General features: G+C 38.1%; 17 protein-coding genes. 5 read left to right on the forward strand and 12 right to left on the reverse strand.

Annotated features, from left to right (window positions below):
• Positions 1-38 precede the first annotated feature (38 nt).
• Together ACTQ46_RS08320 and ACTQ46_RS08325 are read left to right on the forward strand one after the other, a co-directional pair.
• On the forward strand, positions 39-959 hold the full coding sequence (locus ACTQ46_RS08320) for a TDT family transporter (RefSeq protein WP_441748901.1): 921 nt from the start codon (positions 39-41) through the stop codon (positions 957-959).
• 170 nt (positions 960-1,129) lie between these two features.
• Positions 1,130-2,074, forward strand: a complete 945-nt coding sequence (locus ACTQ46_RS08325; RefSeq protein WP_441748903.1) for an FUSC family protein — start codon at positions 1,130-1,132, stop codon at positions 2,072-2,074.
• Positions 2,075-2,109: 35 nt separating this feature from the next.
• Here the strand turns inward: ACTQ46_RS08325 and ACTQ46_RS08330 are convergent, their stop codons facing one another.
• The 3 genes from ACTQ46_RS08330 to ACTQ46_RS08340 form a co-directional block, all read right to left on the reverse strand.
• Entirely contained in the window at positions 2,110-3,594 is a 1,485-nt protein-coding gene (locus ACTQ46_RS08330) for a hypothetical protein (protein WP_441748905.1), read from the reverse strand.
• A gap of 109 nt (positions 3,595-3,703) precedes the next feature.
• The gene (locus ACTQ46_RS08335) at positions 3,704-4,252 is read right to left on the reverse strand and encodes an NADPH-dependent FMN reductase (RefSeq protein WP_441748907.1); all 549 of its coding nucleotides are present in this window, start codon (positions 4,250-4,252) and stop codon (positions 3,704-3,706) included.
• A 236-nt stretch (positions 4,253-4,488) separates the two neighbouring features.
• Positions 4,489-4,917: a hypothetical protein gene (locus ACTQ46_RS08340; protein WP_441748909.1), complete on the reverse strand. Its 429-nt coding sequence runs from the start codon at positions 4,915-4,917 to the stop codon at positions 4,489-4,491.
• Positions 4,918-5,053: 136 nt separating this feature from the next.
• Here ACTQ46_RS08340 and ACTQ46_RS08345 point away from each other — a divergent pair, with 136 nt between their 5' ends.
• The gene (locus ACTQ46_RS08345) at positions 5,054-6,193 is read left to right on the forward strand and encodes a DUF362 domain-containing protein (protein WP_441748911.1); all 1,140 of its coding nucleotides are present in this window, start codon (positions 5,054-5,056) and stop codon (positions 6,191-6,193) included.
• Between the two features lie 354 nt (positions 6,194-6,547).
• Here the strand turns inward: ACTQ46_RS08345 and ACTQ46_RS08350 are convergent, their stop codons facing one another.
• From ACTQ46_RS08350 to ACTQ46_RS08370, 5 genes are all read right to left on the reverse strand, one after another.
• Positions 6,548-6,886: a glutaredoxin domain-containing protein gene (locus tag ACTQ46_RS08350; RefSeq protein ID WP_441748913.1), complete on the reverse strand. Its 339-nt coding sequence runs from the start codon at positions 6,884-6,886 to the stop codon at positions 6,548-6,550.
• A gap of 41 nt (positions 6,887-6,927) precedes the next feature.
• On the reverse strand, positions 6,928-7,428 hold the full coding sequence (locus ACTQ46_RS08355) for a hypothetical protein (protein WP_441748914.1): 501 nt from the start codon (positions 7,426-7,428) through the stop codon (positions 6,928-6,930).
• Positions 7,429-7,512: 84 nt separating this feature from the next.
• The gene (locus ACTQ46_RS08360) at positions 7,513-8,943 is read right to left on the reverse strand and encodes a hypothetical protein (protein WP_441748916.1); all 1,431 of its coding nucleotides are present in this window, start codon (positions 8,941-8,943) and stop codon (positions 7,513-7,515) included.
• A 531-nt stretch (positions 8,944-9,474) separates the two neighbouring features.
• Positions 9,475-10,365 (reverse strand): DUF368 domain-containing protein, encoded by an 891-nt coding sequence (locus ACTQ46_RS08365; protein ID WP_441748918.1) that lies wholly within the window; start codon positions 10,363-10,365, stop codon positions 9,475-9,477.
• A 240-nt stretch (positions 10,366-10,605) separates the two neighbouring features.
• Positions 10,606-11,550 carry a DMT family transporter gene (locus tag ACTQ46_RS08370; protein WP_441748919.1) on the reverse strand — a complete coding sequence of 315 codons (945 nt, stop codon included), beginning with the start codon at positions 11,548-11,550 and terminating at the stop codon, positions 10,606-10,608.
• Between the two features lie 67 nt (positions 11,551-11,617).
• Here ACTQ46_RS08370 and ACTQ46_RS08375 point away from each other — a divergent pair, with 67 nt between their 5' ends.
• A complete protein-coding gene (locus ACTQ46_RS08375) occupies positions 11,618-12,571 on the forward strand; it encodes a biotin--[acetyl-CoA-carboxylase] ligase (protein WP_441748921.1) in 954 nt (317 codons plus the stop codon).
• A 2-nt stretch (positions 12,572-12,573) separates the two neighbouring features.
• Here ACTQ46_RS08375 and sfsA read toward each other — a convergent pair whose 3' ends face one another.
• Positions 12,574-13,260, reverse strand: a complete 687-nt coding sequence (sfsA, locus tag ACTQ46_RS08380; protein WP_441748923.1) for a DNA/RNA nuclease SfsA — start codon at positions 13,258-13,260, stop codon at positions 12,574-12,576.
• A 39-nt stretch (positions 13,261-13,299) separates the two neighbouring features.
• Between sfsA and nadE the strand changes: the two genes are divergently transcribed.
• On the forward strand, positions 13,300-14,121 hold the full coding sequence (gene nadE, locus ACTQ46_RS08385) for an ammonia-dependent NAD(+) synthetase (RefSeq protein ID WP_441748925.1): 822 nt from the start codon (positions 13,300-13,302) through the stop codon (positions 14,119-14,121).
• 230 nt (positions 14,122-14,351) lie between these two features.
• On the opposite strand, the gene ACTQ46_RS08390 is transcribed toward nadE, so the two are convergent.
• From ACTQ46_RS08390 to ACTQ46_RS08400, 3 genes are read right to left on the reverse strand one after another with little or no spacing between them, the layout of a single operon-like run.
• Complete coding sequence (locus ACTQ46_RS08390; protein ID WP_441748927.1) at positions 14,352-15,563, reverse strand: DUF1015 domain-containing protein; 1,212 nt, start codon at positions 15,561-15,563, stop codon at positions 14,352-14,354.
• Between the two features lie 15 nt (positions 15,564-15,578).
• Positions 15,579-16,484 (reverse strand): NAD(P)-dependent oxidoreductase, encoded by a 906-nt coding sequence (locus ACTQ46_RS08395; RefSeq protein ID WP_441748929.1) that lies wholly within the window; start codon positions 16,482-16,484, stop codon positions 15,579-15,581.
• Between the two features lie 8 nt (positions 16,485-16,492).
• Complete coding sequence (locus ACTQ46_RS08400) at positions 16,493-17,569, reverse strand: pyridoxal-phosphate-dependent aminotransferase family protein (RefSeq protein WP_441748931.1); 1,077 nt, start codon at positions 17,567-17,569, stop codon at positions 16,493-16,495.
• Between the last annotated feature and the right edge of the window lie 164 nt (positions 17,570-17,733).

Below are 17,733 nucleotides of genomic sequence, written 5' to 3' on the forward strand. Positions count from 1 at the left end.
ATATGTATTGATTAATACATAAACAAAGGAGGCTTATTATGCTTAACAAATTACCCTATCCTATCGCAGGTTTAGCTCTGGGCTTTGCTGCTCTAGGAAACTTGTTGGGTTCTTATTCTCAAGAATTGCGTTTTGTCTTAGGTGCTGTTGCTCTTATTATTGCACTGGCTATTCTTGCGAAAATTATCAAGGATCCGAAATCCTTTAAAGAGGGATTGAACCATCCGCTGATCTCAAGTTCTATGGCTACCTTTCCGATGGCCTTTATCCTATTAGCCGGCTATATTCGTCCAATGCTCCCTACTATTGCATTCATAGTGTGGTGTGCGGCTATTGTATTTTATATCGGACTTATTATTGTCTTTACGAAGAATTTCATCTTAAACTTTAATATAAAAAAAGTTTTCGCTACTTATTTTGTATTATATGTAGGAATCGTAGTAACCTCTTTAACTTCAAAAGCTATGGGATTCCCGATTGTTGGAATTATCGCTTTCTGGTTTGGACTACTAGCTTATATCGCACTGTTAATACCGGTATTTAAAAGACTGCATGTTGTAAAAGAAATTCCAGATGTTGCAAAACCATCTGTAGGTATCGTAGCAGCTCCAGCAAGCCTTTTATTGGCAGGCTATCTGACAGCCTTCGATGTAAAAAATCCTACCATTGTAATTATAATGCTTATTATAGCTCAGCTGATGATGCTTTATGTATTAGTGCAGATGCCGAAGTTTTTGACAGGACCTTTTTTCCCTGCTTATTCTTCCTTCACATTCCCCTTTGTTATTTCAGCGATCGCTTTAAAACAAAGTGTAGGATACTTTAACGAAGCTCTTGGATTCCAGCACAGTATATTGCCTATACTTGTACTTATCGAAACCATTATCGCAGCCTTTATGGTTTTCTACGTGGCAATCCGTTATATAAAAGTACTTTTTATCGCAGATAAAAATAGTTAAATTATTGTACTAGAAATATTTGAATTTCTTTTACATATTTTGTTTTTCTCTCTTAGAGGAACCTGAATAGATGTGTTCAGGTTCTTCTTTTTTTCTTCAAGCTTTATACATAATAATGGGGTATGATAAGGATAGACAACACTATACTTATGAAATAAAAGGATGATTTTATGTTTCGCATAGCACAAACGAAAAAACTATTTGGACGGCGCATTATCAAGTCTTCTCTTGCCGTAGCCTTGTCGATTATGATTTCACAATCCGTCGGTTTGAGATCGCCTCTGCTGTCGGGAATAGCGGCTTTTATTACCATAACTCATTCTATTTCCAGCTCTTATAAAGCGGCATTTAACCGGGTGTTTGGAACACTTTTAGGGGGGCTTTTGGGAGGATTGTTTCAGTTTCTGGGTTTTACAAATGGATTCGCCATTGGTTTCGCCCTTTTTCTCTTAATCAATGTTTTTATCCGCTTGAAGTGGCAGGATTCTATAGTCACTGCTGGTATCGTAACGATGTCGGTTATGCTTTTCAATCCTGTCGGCGAAGATATTACTCCGATGATGTTTACACTTCACACAGTCCTTGATAATTTCGTCGGGGTTATCGTAGGTTTTTTGGTAAATTACTATTTTCTTCCGCCGGATCAGGAACGTTTCCTTGTGAAGCATTATAGTTTAGTCTTGCAAACCTTCCGTGAAAAAGTGCTGGATCTTTTGGAACACAATCATGAAATCCAGCTTTCTCCTATTGTAAAGGAGCTTAACGCGATCACTCTAGAAACTTTAAATGTTGAAAAAGAAACTCAGTTTCTCCATAAAGATATTACACTCGCTGAAATATGGGAAGTCAATACACAGTTTTATAGAGCCTTCAGTCTGCTTACACAAATCACCCAAAGAGAGCGGCTGGTTCCTCTATCGGATAAAAACAAAAAAGATCTAGAGATTCTTTTAGGAAGAGAGATTCATCCTCTTATCGGGGAGCCTCATAAAGAATATGAAGTGATCTATAATTATCATGTAGAAAGTTTTATCAAAACTTTAAGAGTTATTACCGAAGAGATTTCCGACCTGTCTTATCGTATCGAAAAACAAAACAAAAAACCGCAGTCTTAAGACTGCGGTTTTTTGCTTTCTAGGAGTTTTAGAATCTATTCATCTTTCTTATATATATTGTTATCGTACTGCTTTTCTTCAAGTTCAAGACGTTCTAGTTCTTCTTTTAAAAATTGTCCTTTTTCCCCTTCTCTTTGGCGTGCTTTTGTTTCGCGAAGAGCTTCTTCTACTACATTCTCTTCTCTTAATCCGCCTCGGTCTTTAATATCGTCTTTTGCTTCAGGGTCAGTGTATAGATCTTCATCCGTACTAGTAGAATCGTCTTTTACATATTTTTCACGATATTCTTCTTCGAAGCCGGCATTCGGTATAGCTGTGTTAATCCCTTTGTTCTCGGGATGATCTTTTTCATAATGTGCATTGGCATTATTTTCTTCTGTGTTTTTATCTGCGTATTTTTCACGATACTTCTCTTCGAAGTTTTCTTCAGCAGGTTCTTTTTTATTATTTCCCTGTGGAGTATCTTCTTTTACGTAATTCTTTTCGTATTTCTCTTCGAAGTTTTCACCTAGTTCATTCTGCTCGTTTTTTTCTTTATCTGCTTTTCGGCTATGAGATTGAGAACCGGGAAGATTTACATCCTCCTCATAACCTTCGTTTTGGTCGTTTCTTTTATTTTTTATTTCTGCATGAGTCTTATTCGTTGTTTTTTCTGAAGAATCTTCTTTAACATAGTTCTTTTCATATTTTTCTTCGAAATCTCCTGCTGGGGAAGCTGCTGCATTCTCATCCCTGTCTTTGCGTTTATAATCTTCCCCCATGTCTATATCTCCCTTTGTGTAATTTCCATCTCGTCTCTTATCCACACCCTCTACATAAGGTGCAGCTATAACTTCAGGATTATCTTTCGGGCCGAAGCTTTTTTTGTTTCTCTCATCATCCGGAACATAATCACCTTCATATTTGTCTTCAAAGTCGCTTTCTAAAGGTCTTCCCGCTGCCCGAGCTTTTTCTATTTCTATAGAATCTTCCTTTGTCAAAGTTTCATCCTTTTGATATATTTCCCGATATGTTTTCCCGTGGCTCTGGCCTTTAGCTGGACTTCCTAAATCTCTTCCTTCTTTTTCGTCTCTGTAATCTATCTCTTTTTCTTCTCTTCCCGAGTCAGAACCTGGAAGATTTACATTGTCATTATATTCTTCGTCTTGATCCTTTCGAATATGTCTTTCATCGCCGATATCGTTTTCTTCTGCTTTTTCTCTTGCTTCATCTACCTTTTCTTCTATGCTTGCATCCGGAGTATAGTTTTCTTGAGCTATTTCCCGGTCTCTTTCTTCATCACTAAAAACCTTTTCTTTCTTGCCAAAAGGTTCAAACTCATCCAACAATCCATGAGGGTCCGTATTTTTCGGTTCTTCTTTTACAGCTTTTTCATCTGTCTTTCCTTTTTCTCTTTTCCCAAAAGGTTCAAACTCATCCAACAAGCCTCTATCCCAATCCGGATCCTTCGCTTTGTTTTCTTTGTCTAGTCTATTTTCATTATTTGTATGATCGAATTCATGATTTGGATTTTTGTTCATAATATTATCCCTCCTTAGAATCATTTCTACCCATTATTTGTAAATTTATACTTTTTTAAAAAAATATTCGGATACAAAAAAATCGGGTTTCCCCGATTTTTCAAATATCTTAATATCTTTCCACTAAATCTACAAAACGATCTACTACAGATTGTAATAATTCTATCGTTTGAGGATTCGTAACTTCGCCATTTTCCATATATTCTGTAATATTTGCCAAATAAGCTTCCGGCTGCTGAACTACAGGCATATCTAAGAATACTAGCGATTGTCTTAAGTGGTGGTTTGCTCCAAATGCTCCATAAGCTCCAGGAGAAACACCGATTACCAATGCTGGCTTCCCTTCGAATTTACTTTGTCCATAAGGTCTGCTTCCTACGTCGATTGCATTTTTGATCAATGCTGGAACAGATCTATTGTATTCTGGAGTTGCGAAGATTACTCCATCTACTTCTTCCAATTCATCTCTTAATGCTTGATATGTCGGATCTACTGTTGTTTCTGTATCTAAATCCTCGTTATAGAATTTTAAATTAGAAATATCTAAAATTTTCCCTTCATATCCTTCCGGTAAAAGGTCAATCGCTTTTTTTGCTACACTTTCTGTATATGAACCGTTTCTTAAACTACCAACTAGTACACCAATCTTTTTAGTCATTTGAATTCCTCCGATTTAATTTAATATTTATTACTATATAGTTATATATACCCTAATATTTCTTTCTAAACATTTTTTTGTAATTTTTTAATTATTTTTACGTTAAATAATCTTTTCTATAAGGATTTTTTCAATCCTTACCCCCAACCTTCTTCCTGCAAAAACAAGGATGCTTCTATTTACTGAATTTCCACAAAAAAACTGGCCACTCCAGAAAAGATGAGTGTGCCGGAACTTTATTTTTCTTCGTCTTCTTTCGTATACTTTTCATATTCTCTTCTTAAATCGTGGCGCAGCATCCATGCTTCAAGAACTTCCAATAGGGATCCTACGATAATCTCCCCTTCGTCGTTCGTATATAAAGTTGCAATATTAAACTCTTCTGGAAGTATTTTTCGTTTATCTTCCTCTGTATCCAGTTCATAGAATAAACGCACAGGATTCAGTACAATCCCTTTGACAACGCCTTCTTCCGTTGCAACGATACGTACCGAAAGGACTTTGTTTGGATCAATTGTAAACTCCTTGTAAGCTTTCAGCTCCTCTTCCATTTCCTCTGGAAGTCCTTCATATTCGCCATCGTTGATCAATGCGATTAATGAAACTTCTTCTTGATCAAAATCATAGAAGATCTCGTTTATTATATTCAAATTTACATCCATCATTATCCCTCCTTTGCGTAATAGGTTTCTATTATACTCATACCTGTTTTGTACACACTTTAAACGAAAATATCAAATTTTCTTGAATAAAATGCCGCTTTTCAGTAGGATGAAGTTAAGCAACCATGAGGAGGACAATATGAAGCAAAAAATAGATCTGAAATCCTGCAGCGATTATAGGGAAGAGAATATTAAAACAGCAGTTTATACGCTGCTGGACCGGTACTTTTCCTCTTCTGTTTTAGATATCGCTGGAAAAAACATCCTTCTAAAGCCGAATCTTCTTTCTCCCAACTCCCCTGAGAAGGCAGTCACAACTCATCCTGAGATTCTTCGCCAATCAGCTCTTTATTTTATTGAAAAAAACTGCTCCGTTATTGTTGCCGACAGCCCTGCCGGCCCTTTCACTGCACAAAGTCTGGATAAAGTTTATCGGATCTGCAGACTGTCCGATTTAGAAAAGAGAATTCCCCTTCGCTTAAACAGAAACTTAAAGGGGAGGAAAGTTTCTTATCCGGAAGGAAAAAACTTAAAATCTTTTCACCTTTTAGAAGTTCTTCAAGAAGCCGATTTCATTTTAAATCTTCCAAAATTAAAAACCCACAGCCTCACTTATTATACAGGCGCTGTCAAAAACCTGTATGGTCTGATCCCCGGACTTGAAAAAGCATACTATCACTCTAAATACCCCGACAAAAGGGAATTCAGCCGAATGCTTGTAGATCTTTGCCAGTATCTCAAGCCGAATCTTTCCCTAATGGATGCCGTTATCGGAATGGAAGGCCCTGGTCCTTCAGGCGGAACAGCCAAAAAAGTCGGTTTATTAGGCTTATCCGAAAACCCCTATGCCCTCGATTTTCTTTTTAGCGATCTTGTAAGCCTTCCTTACAAACAAATTCCAGTCCTTCTAGAAGCAATGGACAGAAATCTTATTCCAAAAAACATCAGCGAATTGGAAATCTCTGGAGAAAATATCGAAGACTTTAAAACAGTTTTCCAGCCTGCGATTGAGGGCTCTTTTTCCGGCAACCCCATTTACTTTCTTTTACATCGCTTCTCTTTAACAAAAAACCTAGCAAAAAAACTGGAAGATAAATGGTCTCCTTGGCCCATTATGAACGATCGATGCATCGGCTGCGAACGATGCAAAGACCTGTGTCCCAGACAGATTATAGACATGGTAGAGGGCAAAGCCCTGCCGGATTACGAAAAGTGCATCCGCTGCTACTGCTGCCATGAGATCTGCCCTGTGGAAGCCGTAGATTTGAAGAGGAGATAAAGAACAGGGGCTAGGAAATAGGGAGAAGGCAGTAGGGCTGGAGAACTTTTTCGCTTTCAGCTCAAAAGTTTTCTTAATCATAAAATGCAAAGCATTTTTCTTTAAGATGTCCCAAAAGAAACACGCCCTTCGTTTCTACTTCATCTTCACTCTATCACTCTCTGAAGCCCTAGCTCAAATCAGGTATTTTGATTTGATTACAGGTCTCATCCACTCATTTCCCAAGAACGGTTTTTTCGTTCTTGGCTAGAAATGATCGGCCACTCTTTCTTTATAAGCTCTTTCCCCTTATTTCCTACTCTCTATCTTTTCCCCTACTTCCTATCCCCTACTTCCTCATCCCTATCCTTTTCCTTAACTTTCTGTTTCGAATTTATGAGAACAGTGGGGGCAGGTTATTTTGATCTTTCCTTTTCCTCGAGGTACTGCCAGCTTCTTTTGACAATTTGGACAGCCCATAACTTTAGAAGCTAACGCTTTCTCAATAGCAGAGGGATTGAAACCGACGATTACCTGTTCCCCGATTTTGAATGTAGGCACTCCTTGTGCTCCCAATGCCTGAAGTTCTGCCGAAGCGCCAGGATCTGTCTGTACATTTTTTTCGATAAATTCATACTTTTTCTGTTCTAAAAACTTCTTAGCTGTCTTGCAATGAGGACAGGTTGATGAAGTATATACGATAACTTTTTCCATAATAATCCTCCTTTATTTCTCTTAAATTTCTTAATACCCTTTTACTGCCATTCTTTTACAGCTGGCCCCTCTTCTCCTGTTACAGGGTCTTTCTCTGGATTTTGTACTTTTTGAATGGATTCTTTGTTTCCCGCATATTTTTCTGAATCTTCTTTATTCAGATCCGGAGACTGATTGTAAGGATAAGCGCCGATAATGGAAAAATCTGCTGAAGCCTCTACTCTTTTATGTCCTGTTCCCGCTGGAAGAATAACCGCTTCCCCTTTTTTAAGTTCGAATACATCCCCTTTTACTCCTCCAAGCTGAACTTTAACCCAGCCGGAAGCGCATCCTAAGACTTCGTGAGCCTTTGCGTGATAATGATGGAAAGAATAGACTCCGTTTCTCCAAGAATTCCCCCATCCGTTTTTCTCAAAAAGTTTAAAAAAGTCCTCTCCATAGTCCTCTTTGCCTTCCTGAAAGATACTGCTATAGAAAATCACCGGCAGATTGCTATTCGGAATAGGTTTGTTTTCTGATATATAAATAGTCTCAAATTTCATACTCTCCTCCTTACTGTACAAAAAAACCGCTTACTAAGAGATCTACTTCATAGATACCCTTCTAAGCGGTTTGTTCCTTTTAAATTATTTTCTTTTCTTTTTCAGTAAGATATAAGCTCCCGTGCCGAGAAGAATCATTTCCGGCAATAAAAGCGGCGCTGTATAAGCCGAAGTTTTAGGGATTCCCTTTGAACCGGACAGTCTAGAAGTTTTGTTTGAGCTTTTCCCTCCTGTTACAAGAGTTTCCGAACAGTTTTCGATATCCGCTGTAAATGCTGCGCTTAACCAAATCCTTGCATTGTTATTCCCCTCTTTCGGATTGATAAACTCGCTGCTGTATTTTACGTTCTCTTTAACCCCTTCGCTATAGTCTCCTGTTAAAGAATACTCTTTTAGTACATTCTCTAAGTTATGGGAATAGTATCCTTTCAATTCGAAGGCCAAGCTGCTGTTTCCAGACATATTCCCTAGATCAATTGTTAGGGTAATGACTCCGTCTTTTTCATTCCAAACTGCTTTATAGTCGGAGATATAGTTTGCTTTAGCATACAGTTCTTTTTTATTTTTAGAATCTCTTGCATTTGTAACTTCTGTAAAGGGAGATTCTTTTGCATCTTTGTCCATCTTTAAAATAGCAAAACTTTCCTTTATCGGTATCCAGTTCGGATCTGCAAACTCGATGTAGAGTTTTCCATTTTTTAATTTTCTAGAAGTAGATAAAGCTGCAGTCCAATTCACAAGCCCTGAAGTCTCTTGTTTTGAATGGATCTCTAAGATTCCCTGATCGATATTGTTGACTCTGTAGACAATCCCCTCTGCATTTGATAGATCCGGGTCATGAACCGTTTCTGCATACCAGTCTGCAGTACAAGGCTTCTTATCGCTAAAGACATCATCCTCTCTTTTAGAAGACTCTTTCACAGCTTCTGTTTCTGTAAGGCGGTCTCTTTTCACAACAGGTTTTTTATCCCAATCTTTCCCTGGAACTGGCGATACGGTATCGGATAGAACTTGAACTGGTGATTCAAAAAGTTTTTTCAGTTCTTCAAACTCTTCTATATCGTCCCCTTCCAGCTTTCCTTTCGCTTTTAGTTCTTCGTATCTTGCTTTCTTCTGGGCTTTTCTAAAAGCTTCAAGCTCCGTTTTTTCATCATCCGCTATGATTTTTATGGAGTCTTTCCATTCTAAATGAGCAAATCTATCCTTAGCAAAGCTCTCTTTCAGTGCGGCAAGATCCTTTATATCTGTTTCAGAAAATGCGGACTCCTCTTCTTTTTCTTTCTTTTCTAAAACAGCTATATTTCCTTTTATCTCTTTCTCTTTTTTTAGATAATCTAATTCTTTTTTCTCGTTTTCTGTTAAAGTATCGGCTTTTTCTTTCTCTTCCAGTTCTTCTAAACGTGTTTTTTGAACTGTTTGAGACGCTGCTGCACTGTTATCCGCTGCATATGTAATTTGTCCTATTGGAGCAAAGATCATAGCTCCCAACAGCAATAAGGTTAAAGCTTTTTTCATACATTTCTCCTTTTAAAGGTTGTTTTTTGAATAGATATAGAAAATAATTGTATATAGTAATTATAGCATAGGGATAATTTCTGTCTATAGAGTGCAAAAAAACATAGTTCTTGTTCAGAACTATGTTTTTAAAAAGATATTAATCTTTGAAATAATCCGTAGCCCTCAGTCCTGTGACCGTCAAGTTGGAGAAAAACAAAATCTTTTCCACGTCTATTATAATCACTGGATCTTTCGGCATATATAAGGCATTTGAAAGATAGACTTCTACCCCCTCTATCTTTTCGCAGCTGAATTTATAAATATTTTTTGGCTTTTTTGCGAAAACTTCCGCTACAGGAACACCCGCTCCTCAGCAGTTCGTCCTGTGTTCCGGATATTCAACGGTAACAGCCCTTTTCCCTTTTTTATTTAAATAGTCTAATGCTTCTTGTGTTATTTGAATCATAAGATCCCCTTCTATTTTTTTATTTGTTTTCTTTATTCCCAAAGAACTCTTTTTAGAACAAAAAAGAACCCTGAGGGATTCTTTTAATTCGTCGAATATCTTTCTTCCACTTTGCTGAAAGCATAAGATGTAATGACTCCTATAACAAAGAGCAATATACTTCCCACAAGGGCTGCACCAAGGCTTAAGCCCATTTTAGAAAGCCCTTCTCCTCCATAAGACGGAAATATAACTGTAGTCAAAATCGCTACACTAGATCCGATTACCGTTCCTAAAATGAAATGAAACATTTTCGCATAATGATGGTCTAAAAGGCTGTGAATAAGCTTTGAAAACAACAATACACAAACGAACAGTCCTATAGTAATAGGAATAATAACGAAAAAATCAAAACTGGAAATTCCGTCTGTCATTTTAGAATACATTCCAAAATACATGAGGAAATTAGAAGTGCTGAGTCCTGGAATAAGAAATCCAAGCCCTACTAAAAATCCGGCAACCGCCCAAGCTATCATCCCCGGCTGGTCTATTTGAATCAAGGATCCTTTTTGAAGAATATTCATTATTAAAAACAGCACTGCTGCTGTAACTGCTGTTATGATCAAATCTTTCTTTTCTCTGCCTTCTGCCCCTGCTTGCTTGTATAAGGAAGGAAAGGTCCCCACTACAAAACCTAAAAACAGACAGACAAATAAAGTCTCATAAGAAGAAAAAGCTGCACTCACCGCAAAGGAGAAAAGAAGTATCCCCAGTCCAACACCTATTCCCACCGGTACAAAGTAAAGTACGTTCTCCAGAAATTTTTTAGTAGGTTTTGCCATAAATTCTATCATGCGGTCGTATATACCGAATATCACTGCGAGCACTCCTCCAGATAAGCCCGGCAGGATCGCTCCTATTCCGATAAAGACCCCTTTAATGACCCGAAACAGCCAGTCCATTGTCGATTTATTTTTTAAATTAATATTTTTCATATGTAAACAGATCTTCTCCCTTTTTTTTATACTCTTTTTATTCTAACATAAATAAACCGTTCCCTCTTCTTCATCTATAAAGATATTTCAACATTTCGGCTGTGCAGGCTTCTATTTTTAGAACAATTATAGTAAATATTACTGGCTGCTAGGATCTTGTATCATACCATTCCTCATCTTTTATATTTTTAAGATTCGATAAGCATCCTTTCACAAAATATAAGAACAGCTTTATCTCTATCAATCTTCATAGGAATAGATACCTTCTTCTTTAAACTTTTCCCTCTTTCTTTTCCTTCTCTTTTTTCGTTCAGCTAAGAAAAATATAGATGAAAGTATACATACAAAACCCAAGAGATCTGCTGCCGAAAAGTTTGTGCCGAGAATCATTGCAGCGAAGGCTGTAGCCGAGATAGGTTCTACTGCTATAATCATGCTGGCTTTCACTGGTCCGATTAAGGCTATCCCTTTTAAATATAATGCATAGGGAAGAACCGTTCCTAACACAATAACTATCAAGGTGTTGGCTATAAAAGAAGAGGTTATTTCTGGAAGATGATTCCATGGCTGATAAAAAACAGCAAGGACTATTCCTCCGATCAGCATTCCCCAACAAGTTATAACAAGGGATCCGTATTTATCCAAAATTTTTACTGGAAGAACATTGTATAAAGCAAGAGCTGCCGCAGAAATTAATCCGATCACAAGCCCTAACGGGGACACCGCTAATTCTCCGGGGTTTCCTCCGGTAGCGATCAGATACACTCCTATGACTGCAAGAACAAGGGCGGTTATTTCATTTCTTTTCGGCATCTTTCTATAATAGAGCGCTGTGCTGACTAATATAATAATCGCAGAAAGATACTGCATAATCGTTGCCGTTCCTGCATTCGTATATTGAATAGTTGCAAGAAAGGTAATCGAGTTAAAGGTCAATCCAAAAAGCGCAAACTGGATCAGCCGTTTGGAAGATGAGGGATCTTTCCATATTTCCCATAATTTCTCCTTCTTTTTAAACTGCAGAAAGATCAAAAGAAGAATCCCTGCTCCCAGCATTCTAAACGTTGATAGTAATAAAGGGTTCATATTCTGGCTGGTCATAAGATGCTGGCTGATCATTCCAGAAAATCCCCAGCATAACCCGCCTGCTGCCGTACTTAGTATTCCTTTTTGCAAATTTGTCATCGAAATCCTCCTTTATCAAAATTCAAAAGCAAGCTGTAGTATAATAATAGCAGAAAGGATGGGAGTTATGTCTGTAAAAGAATTTATTTTAAAGGAATTAGAAAAAAACAGAGACCAATTTCTCTCCGGGGAAGAATTGGCACAAAAGGCTCAAGTAACAAGGGCAGCTGTCTGGAAAGCGATGAAGGAATTAAAAGAGGAGGGCTATAAAATCGAGTCCAAAAGAAAAACAGGCTACCGCCTTCTTTTAGAGAACGACCTTATCTCCCCTCAAGGGATCTCTTCTTATCTTAAACAGGACTTAAAAAAACTGGATATCTTTTCCTATAAGACCATCGATTCCACCAACGAAGAAGGAAAAAGGCTCCTTGGCAGTACTAAAGGTCCTTTTCTTGTAGTATCCGAAGAGCAGACAAAAGGAAAGGGACGCTTAGGCAGACCCTTTTACTCTCCTTCCGAAACAGGAATCTACATGACCTTGGTCTATCCATTTCTAGAAGATGTAGAAATGGCTCTTAGACTCACGACTCTGACTTCTGTTGCCGCTGCAAAATCCATAGAAAAGCTTACAGGACTTCCTGTGGGGATAAAGTGGGTTAATGATCTTTATCTTCGAAACAAAAAAATCGCCGGTATTTTAACAGAAGGTATTACTTCTTTAGAATCGGGAAGAATCGAAACAGTTATTATCGGAATTGGAATCAACATCCGCACAGAAGACTTCCCTGAGGACATAAAAGACTCTGCAGATTCGATTCATAGCAAAGACCTTATCCGCAATCAGCTCATAGCAGAGATCGTGAACGAGTTTTATCATCTCATAGAAGATTCTTCCGATTATTTGGACTATTATCGAGCACATCACATCCTTCAGGGAAAGGAAATCTATTATCTCTATCGGGGAGAAAAAAAATACGGTAAAGTTTTAGGTGTTTCCGACAAAGGAGAATTGATACTCGATCAAGATGGAAAAACCATTCAGATTTCAAGCGGGGAAGTCACTGTACGGCCTTTAAAATAACCTTATAATTTAAAAGGCACTTTCCCCTTGATCTCAATAGAACCTCCCTTGACGATACTGTCATAAACGAGAATACCTACACCTTCCTTTGCTGCAAGGCGAAGGGTTTCGCCAAAGAGGGGGTCCCGTTCGTCTTGGGGTGTAAAATAATCGACTCCTGTGAATTGAAGAAGAAAGAAGGCATAGCTTCTATATCCTTCTTTCACGGCACGAATCAAAGAATGAAGATGTTTGACCCCTCTTAAGGTAGGTGCATCGGGAAACTTTGCAGTTTTTTCATTTTCATAAGTTACCCCTTTGACTTCTATCAAATACTTTTCAGGCCCCTTCTCCCCATAAATATCGATCCTGGAATCTGTATAACAGTGTTCTCTTTTTAGAAAATCAAAGGTTGGAAGTTCCAAAACTTCCCCCTCCCTTATTCCCTCAAAAACCACCTGATTTGGAACTTGGGAATCCACGTTAAACCAGACTTCTCCCTTTTTTACAGAAATAAGATCGTATTTCGTTTTTCTTTTCGGAGAGTCGATATAAGCACAGACTACTTCCGCCCCTGGAAGAAAAAGTTCCTTCATCCGTCCAGTGTTTTTGACATGCACATTCTCTACCGCACCATGAATTTCTATCTCTGCAATAAAACGGTTAACACGGCGTATAAAACGTCCATTTACACAATTTTCATAGTTCATTATTTACCTCTCAATTCTATTTATATAAAGGAGCATCTCATGAGTACTCAAGAAAAAATCATCCAACTGTTAAAAGTAAAAGCTGTTATCAACCCTTCGGAAGAAATACGAAGATCTATAGATTTTATCAAAGATTATTTCAAAAAGCACCCCTTCTTTAAAAGCTGTGTTTTAGGGATTAGCGGCGGACAAGATTCCACTTTAGTTGGAAAACTTGCCCAGATGGCTGTAGAAGAACTTCGCAGCGAAGGAATAGAAGCCGCCTTTCTAGCAGTCCGTCTTCCTTATGGAGAACAAGCCGACGAAGAAGATGCTTTAAAGGCTCTGGAATATATTTCTCCGGATAAAACCTACAGTGTTAATATTAAAGATTCTGTAGACGGTATGGTCTCCGCCCTCGAGCTAAGCGGACAGGACATCTCCGACTATAATAAGGGAAATATCAAAGCCAGAGCCCGAATGATCGCCCAGTACGCCCTTGCCGGAGAACACAGCGGTATAGTTCTCGGAACAGACCATGCAGCAGAAAATATTACAGGATTTTTCACAAAACACGGCGACGGAGCAGCAGATATTATGCCCATCTGGCGCTTAAACAAACGCCAAGGAAAAGCCCTGTTAAAAGAATTAAACTGTCCTAGAGAACTTTACGACAAAATTCCTACAGCAGATCTGGAAGAAGAAAAACCGATGATTGCCGACGAAGCAGCTCTAGGCCTCACCTACAACGAAATCGACGATTATCTGGAAGGGAAAAAAATTCCGGAAGAATCCAGAATAAAGCTAGAACGCTACTTCAAAAACAGCGAACATAAACGCCAGCTGCCGGTTACAGTCTATGATGAATGGTGGAAGGATTAAAAGAACAGTGTGGAATGTGAAAGAGGGGAGAGGGGAGATATGGTTGAAAACGGTAAAAGCATCCATTTTCTGCTTGACATAAAACTGTTACATTTTTCTTATACTGATAACTTTTTGAAAATACAAAAGCAGGGGCTTTGCCCCTGCTTTTTCATCTTAAGTAGAAAAATGATCGTATTTCTCATTTTTCCTCTTCAACTCCATTCTTTTCTTAAGCTCCACACTTTTTTTTACAGTCTATGAAGGAACAGGCCGCTTTGGAGTTTTGGTTCGAACCAAGTACATTTTGGGGGCATGATTCTGTCGTGGTCTGCTACATTTAATAATTCTTCTACTGTTGTTGCCCAAAGGAAGAACGCAGCTCCCCCTTCATCTTTAACTTTTTCGATGGCGAAGGCCGGTTCTCGGATTCCACCGACAAACTCGAGTCTTTTGTCTTCTTTCGGGTTTTTTATGCCCAATATATCGTCAAAGTTATATTTCTGCATAACTGCAGCGTCTAAAGAATCTACAGGATCTTCTGACTTTTTATCTTCTTTTAAGTCAATAGAATAGAATGTATTTCCAACAAATACTGTAGCGTTGAATTTTCCAACAGGATCTCTATAATCTTCTATTTCTTCTACTTCATAATATTCTTTTAATTTTCCTACAAATTCTTCCTCGGAATAAGGACTTAAATCTTTTACGATACGATTATAGGGAAGAATTTTCACTTCATTTTTCGGAAAAATCACAGACAGAAAATATCCGCTTCCTTCTGTCAGTCTATCTTCTTCTTTTCTTTTTTCGTATACATTTATCGCAGATTTGCAGCGGTGATGTCCATCTGCGATATAAGTCGCATCTACATCTTTAAAAAGCTCTTCCAACTTTCTCGGTTCGATACGATAGCCTTTATGCTTGACCCCGTCTCTTTCGAAATCGAAAATCACCTCTCCTGTCTTTATCCCTTCTTCGATAGCCTCTTGAATTTCTTTCTTCTCCCGATATAAAAGAAAGATCGGTCCTGTATGATAGTTTGTAATATCAATATGATTTGTTCGATCGATTTCTTTTGCTGTTAAAGTATGTTCGTGGATCTTGACTTTTTTATCTAGATAGTCTTCACAGGAAGATAAACAAACGATTCCTTTTTGGACAACATCTTTCCATCGTTGTTCGTAAATATAGATGCTCTCATCCGGATCTTCTAAAAAGAAGCCCTTTGCAATATATTCTTCTATAAGTTCTTTTGCTTTTTCATAAACTTTGGGATCTTGAAAATCTATGTCTTCATCAAAGTTGATTTCAGCTCTGTCTATCTTTAAAAAACTTAAGGGATTTTCTTTAGCGATGAGTTTTGCCTCGCCGCTGTTTACAACATCATAAGGAACTGCTGCTATATCTTCCGATTTTTCCTTTGTCGGTCTAATCCCTTTAAATCCTTTTACTTGTACCATGTCTGCCTCCGTAAATTACTGGGGGAAATTTTCTTTCAAAATATCTACTACTTCTTGTCCGATTCTTTTTTGTGCTTCTTTTGTAGCCGCACCGATATGAGGTGTTATAGAGATCTGCTTACACTTAAGAACTCTTTCATTTTTGACAGGTTCTTCTTCAAATACGTCTAAAGCAGCTGCCTTCACCTTACCAGATTCGATTGCATCCACTAAAGCATCTTCATCTACTACTCCTCCCCTTGCAAGATCGATAAAATACACGCCTTCTTTCATTTTCTCAAATTCTTCTTTTCCGATAAAATGATAATTCGCTTCTCCTCCCGGAATGTGAAGAGATATAAAGTCGGAACTGGAAAGAAGTTCCTCTAGTTCTACAGATCCTTCCTCTCCTTCTTCTACTCCGGGATCAAAAAAGATAATATTCATTCCCAGTGCTTTCGCTTTTTTAGCCAGACTCTGAGCAATCCTTCCGTAACCTACAAGTCCTAATGTTCTTCCTTCAATCTCTTCTCCCTTATACGCTTTTTTGCCCCAGATCCCTTCTCTCATCTCGATGTTTGAAGTGTGTATAAAACGGGGAATACTTAGTATCTCTGCCAACGCAAGCTCTGCAACTGCATTGGAACTGGCGTTTGGAGTGTTGAACACTTTAATTCCATTGTCTGTAGCGTAAGCCACATCAATATTGTCAAGCCCTACACCTGCACGGATAACCGCTTTAAACTGTTTTGTTTCTAAAGCTTCGTCGATGATTTCTTTTGTTATTTTTGTTCGTGAGCGGATAACAGCTACATCTACGTCTTTAATCAATTTCTTAAGCTCCTCTGCATCCACTTCTTCATCGATAACACCGTAACCGGCATCTACCAATTCCAGTTTCTTTTCTGCATCCATCCCATCTGTAACTAAGACCTTAATCATACTGCCTCCTATAGACCTAAAATGTCTTTAATATATTTTAATAATTCATCCAGTACTTCCGGCTGAGCATCTGCCATATGAGCGATCCGGAATGTTTTATCTTTTAAATCGCCGTAGCCGTTTGAAATCATAAATCCTCTTTCAGCCAATTTTTTATTTAGATCCCCTACATCAATATTTCTAGTATTGAGGATACAGGTAACTGTGTTTGAACGGAACTTCTCATCTTTTACCAATAGTTCGAAATATTCTTCTGCAAATTCACGAACTGTCTTTGCCATAGCCTCATGACGAGCAAATCGATTTTTCAGTCCTTCTTCCTCCAGCATGAATCCCAGCTGATAATCCAATGCATACATATGAGCTAAAGAGGGTGTAGAAGGATATTGATATTTCGCCTTTACTTTGTCGTAAAGAGATACATAGTCGAAGTATACTCCCCGGTTCTCGATGGTTTTTGCTTTTTCGATCGCACCATCTGTTACAGAAGCAATCGCCATTCCAGCAGGAAGACCGATACATTTTTGAGTGGAAGTAATCATAACGTCTGCTCCCCACTCATCTGTTTTGATGTCGACTCCTCCCATGGAGCTTACCGCATCGACAACGTATGTAATATCCGGATAATTCTCTTTTAAAAAATCGCCGATCTCTTTAACAGGATTCATAATGCCCGTTGAAGTTTCGTTATGCTGCAGGGTGATCAAGTCGTAATCTTCTTTTGCCAGATTTTCTTTAACATAGTCTACAGTAATTCCTTTTCCAGCTTCTACTTTGTATTTATCTGCAGGAATACCATTTCCTATACACAATTTATAAAACTTGTCTCCAAAAGCCCCTGTTGAAAATACAGCTGCCCGTTTTTTTGTGAAAGAACGCACTGCTCCTTCCATTAACCCTGTTCCAGAGGATGTAGATAAAATAATCGTATTTTTAGTCTGGAATACCTTTGCTGCCTTTTCGGAAACACTCTTTTGAAGTTCAGTAGCTTCCTTTGTTCTATGTCCAATTTGAGGAGTTGCCATCTTTTCTAACGCTTCCGGTCTTACATCCACCGGGCCGGGTATAAATAGTCTTTTATGCATATTGTTCCTCCTTATTTTATTGCTCTCATTCCATCACGATCGAAATGATAGGACAATATTTTATCAAGCCTAAAGTATTATATTCTTCCCATTTCAAAAGAAAACACCACTTAGGATATTTTCTTTTGAAAATAAGAATCTTATAGCTTTATATACCCTCCTTT

It is taken from the genome of Gallicola sp. Sow4_E12, assembly GCF_052116305.1.
GTDB lineage: Bacteria > Bacillota > Clostridia > Tissierellales > Peptoniphilaceae > JBQKLI01.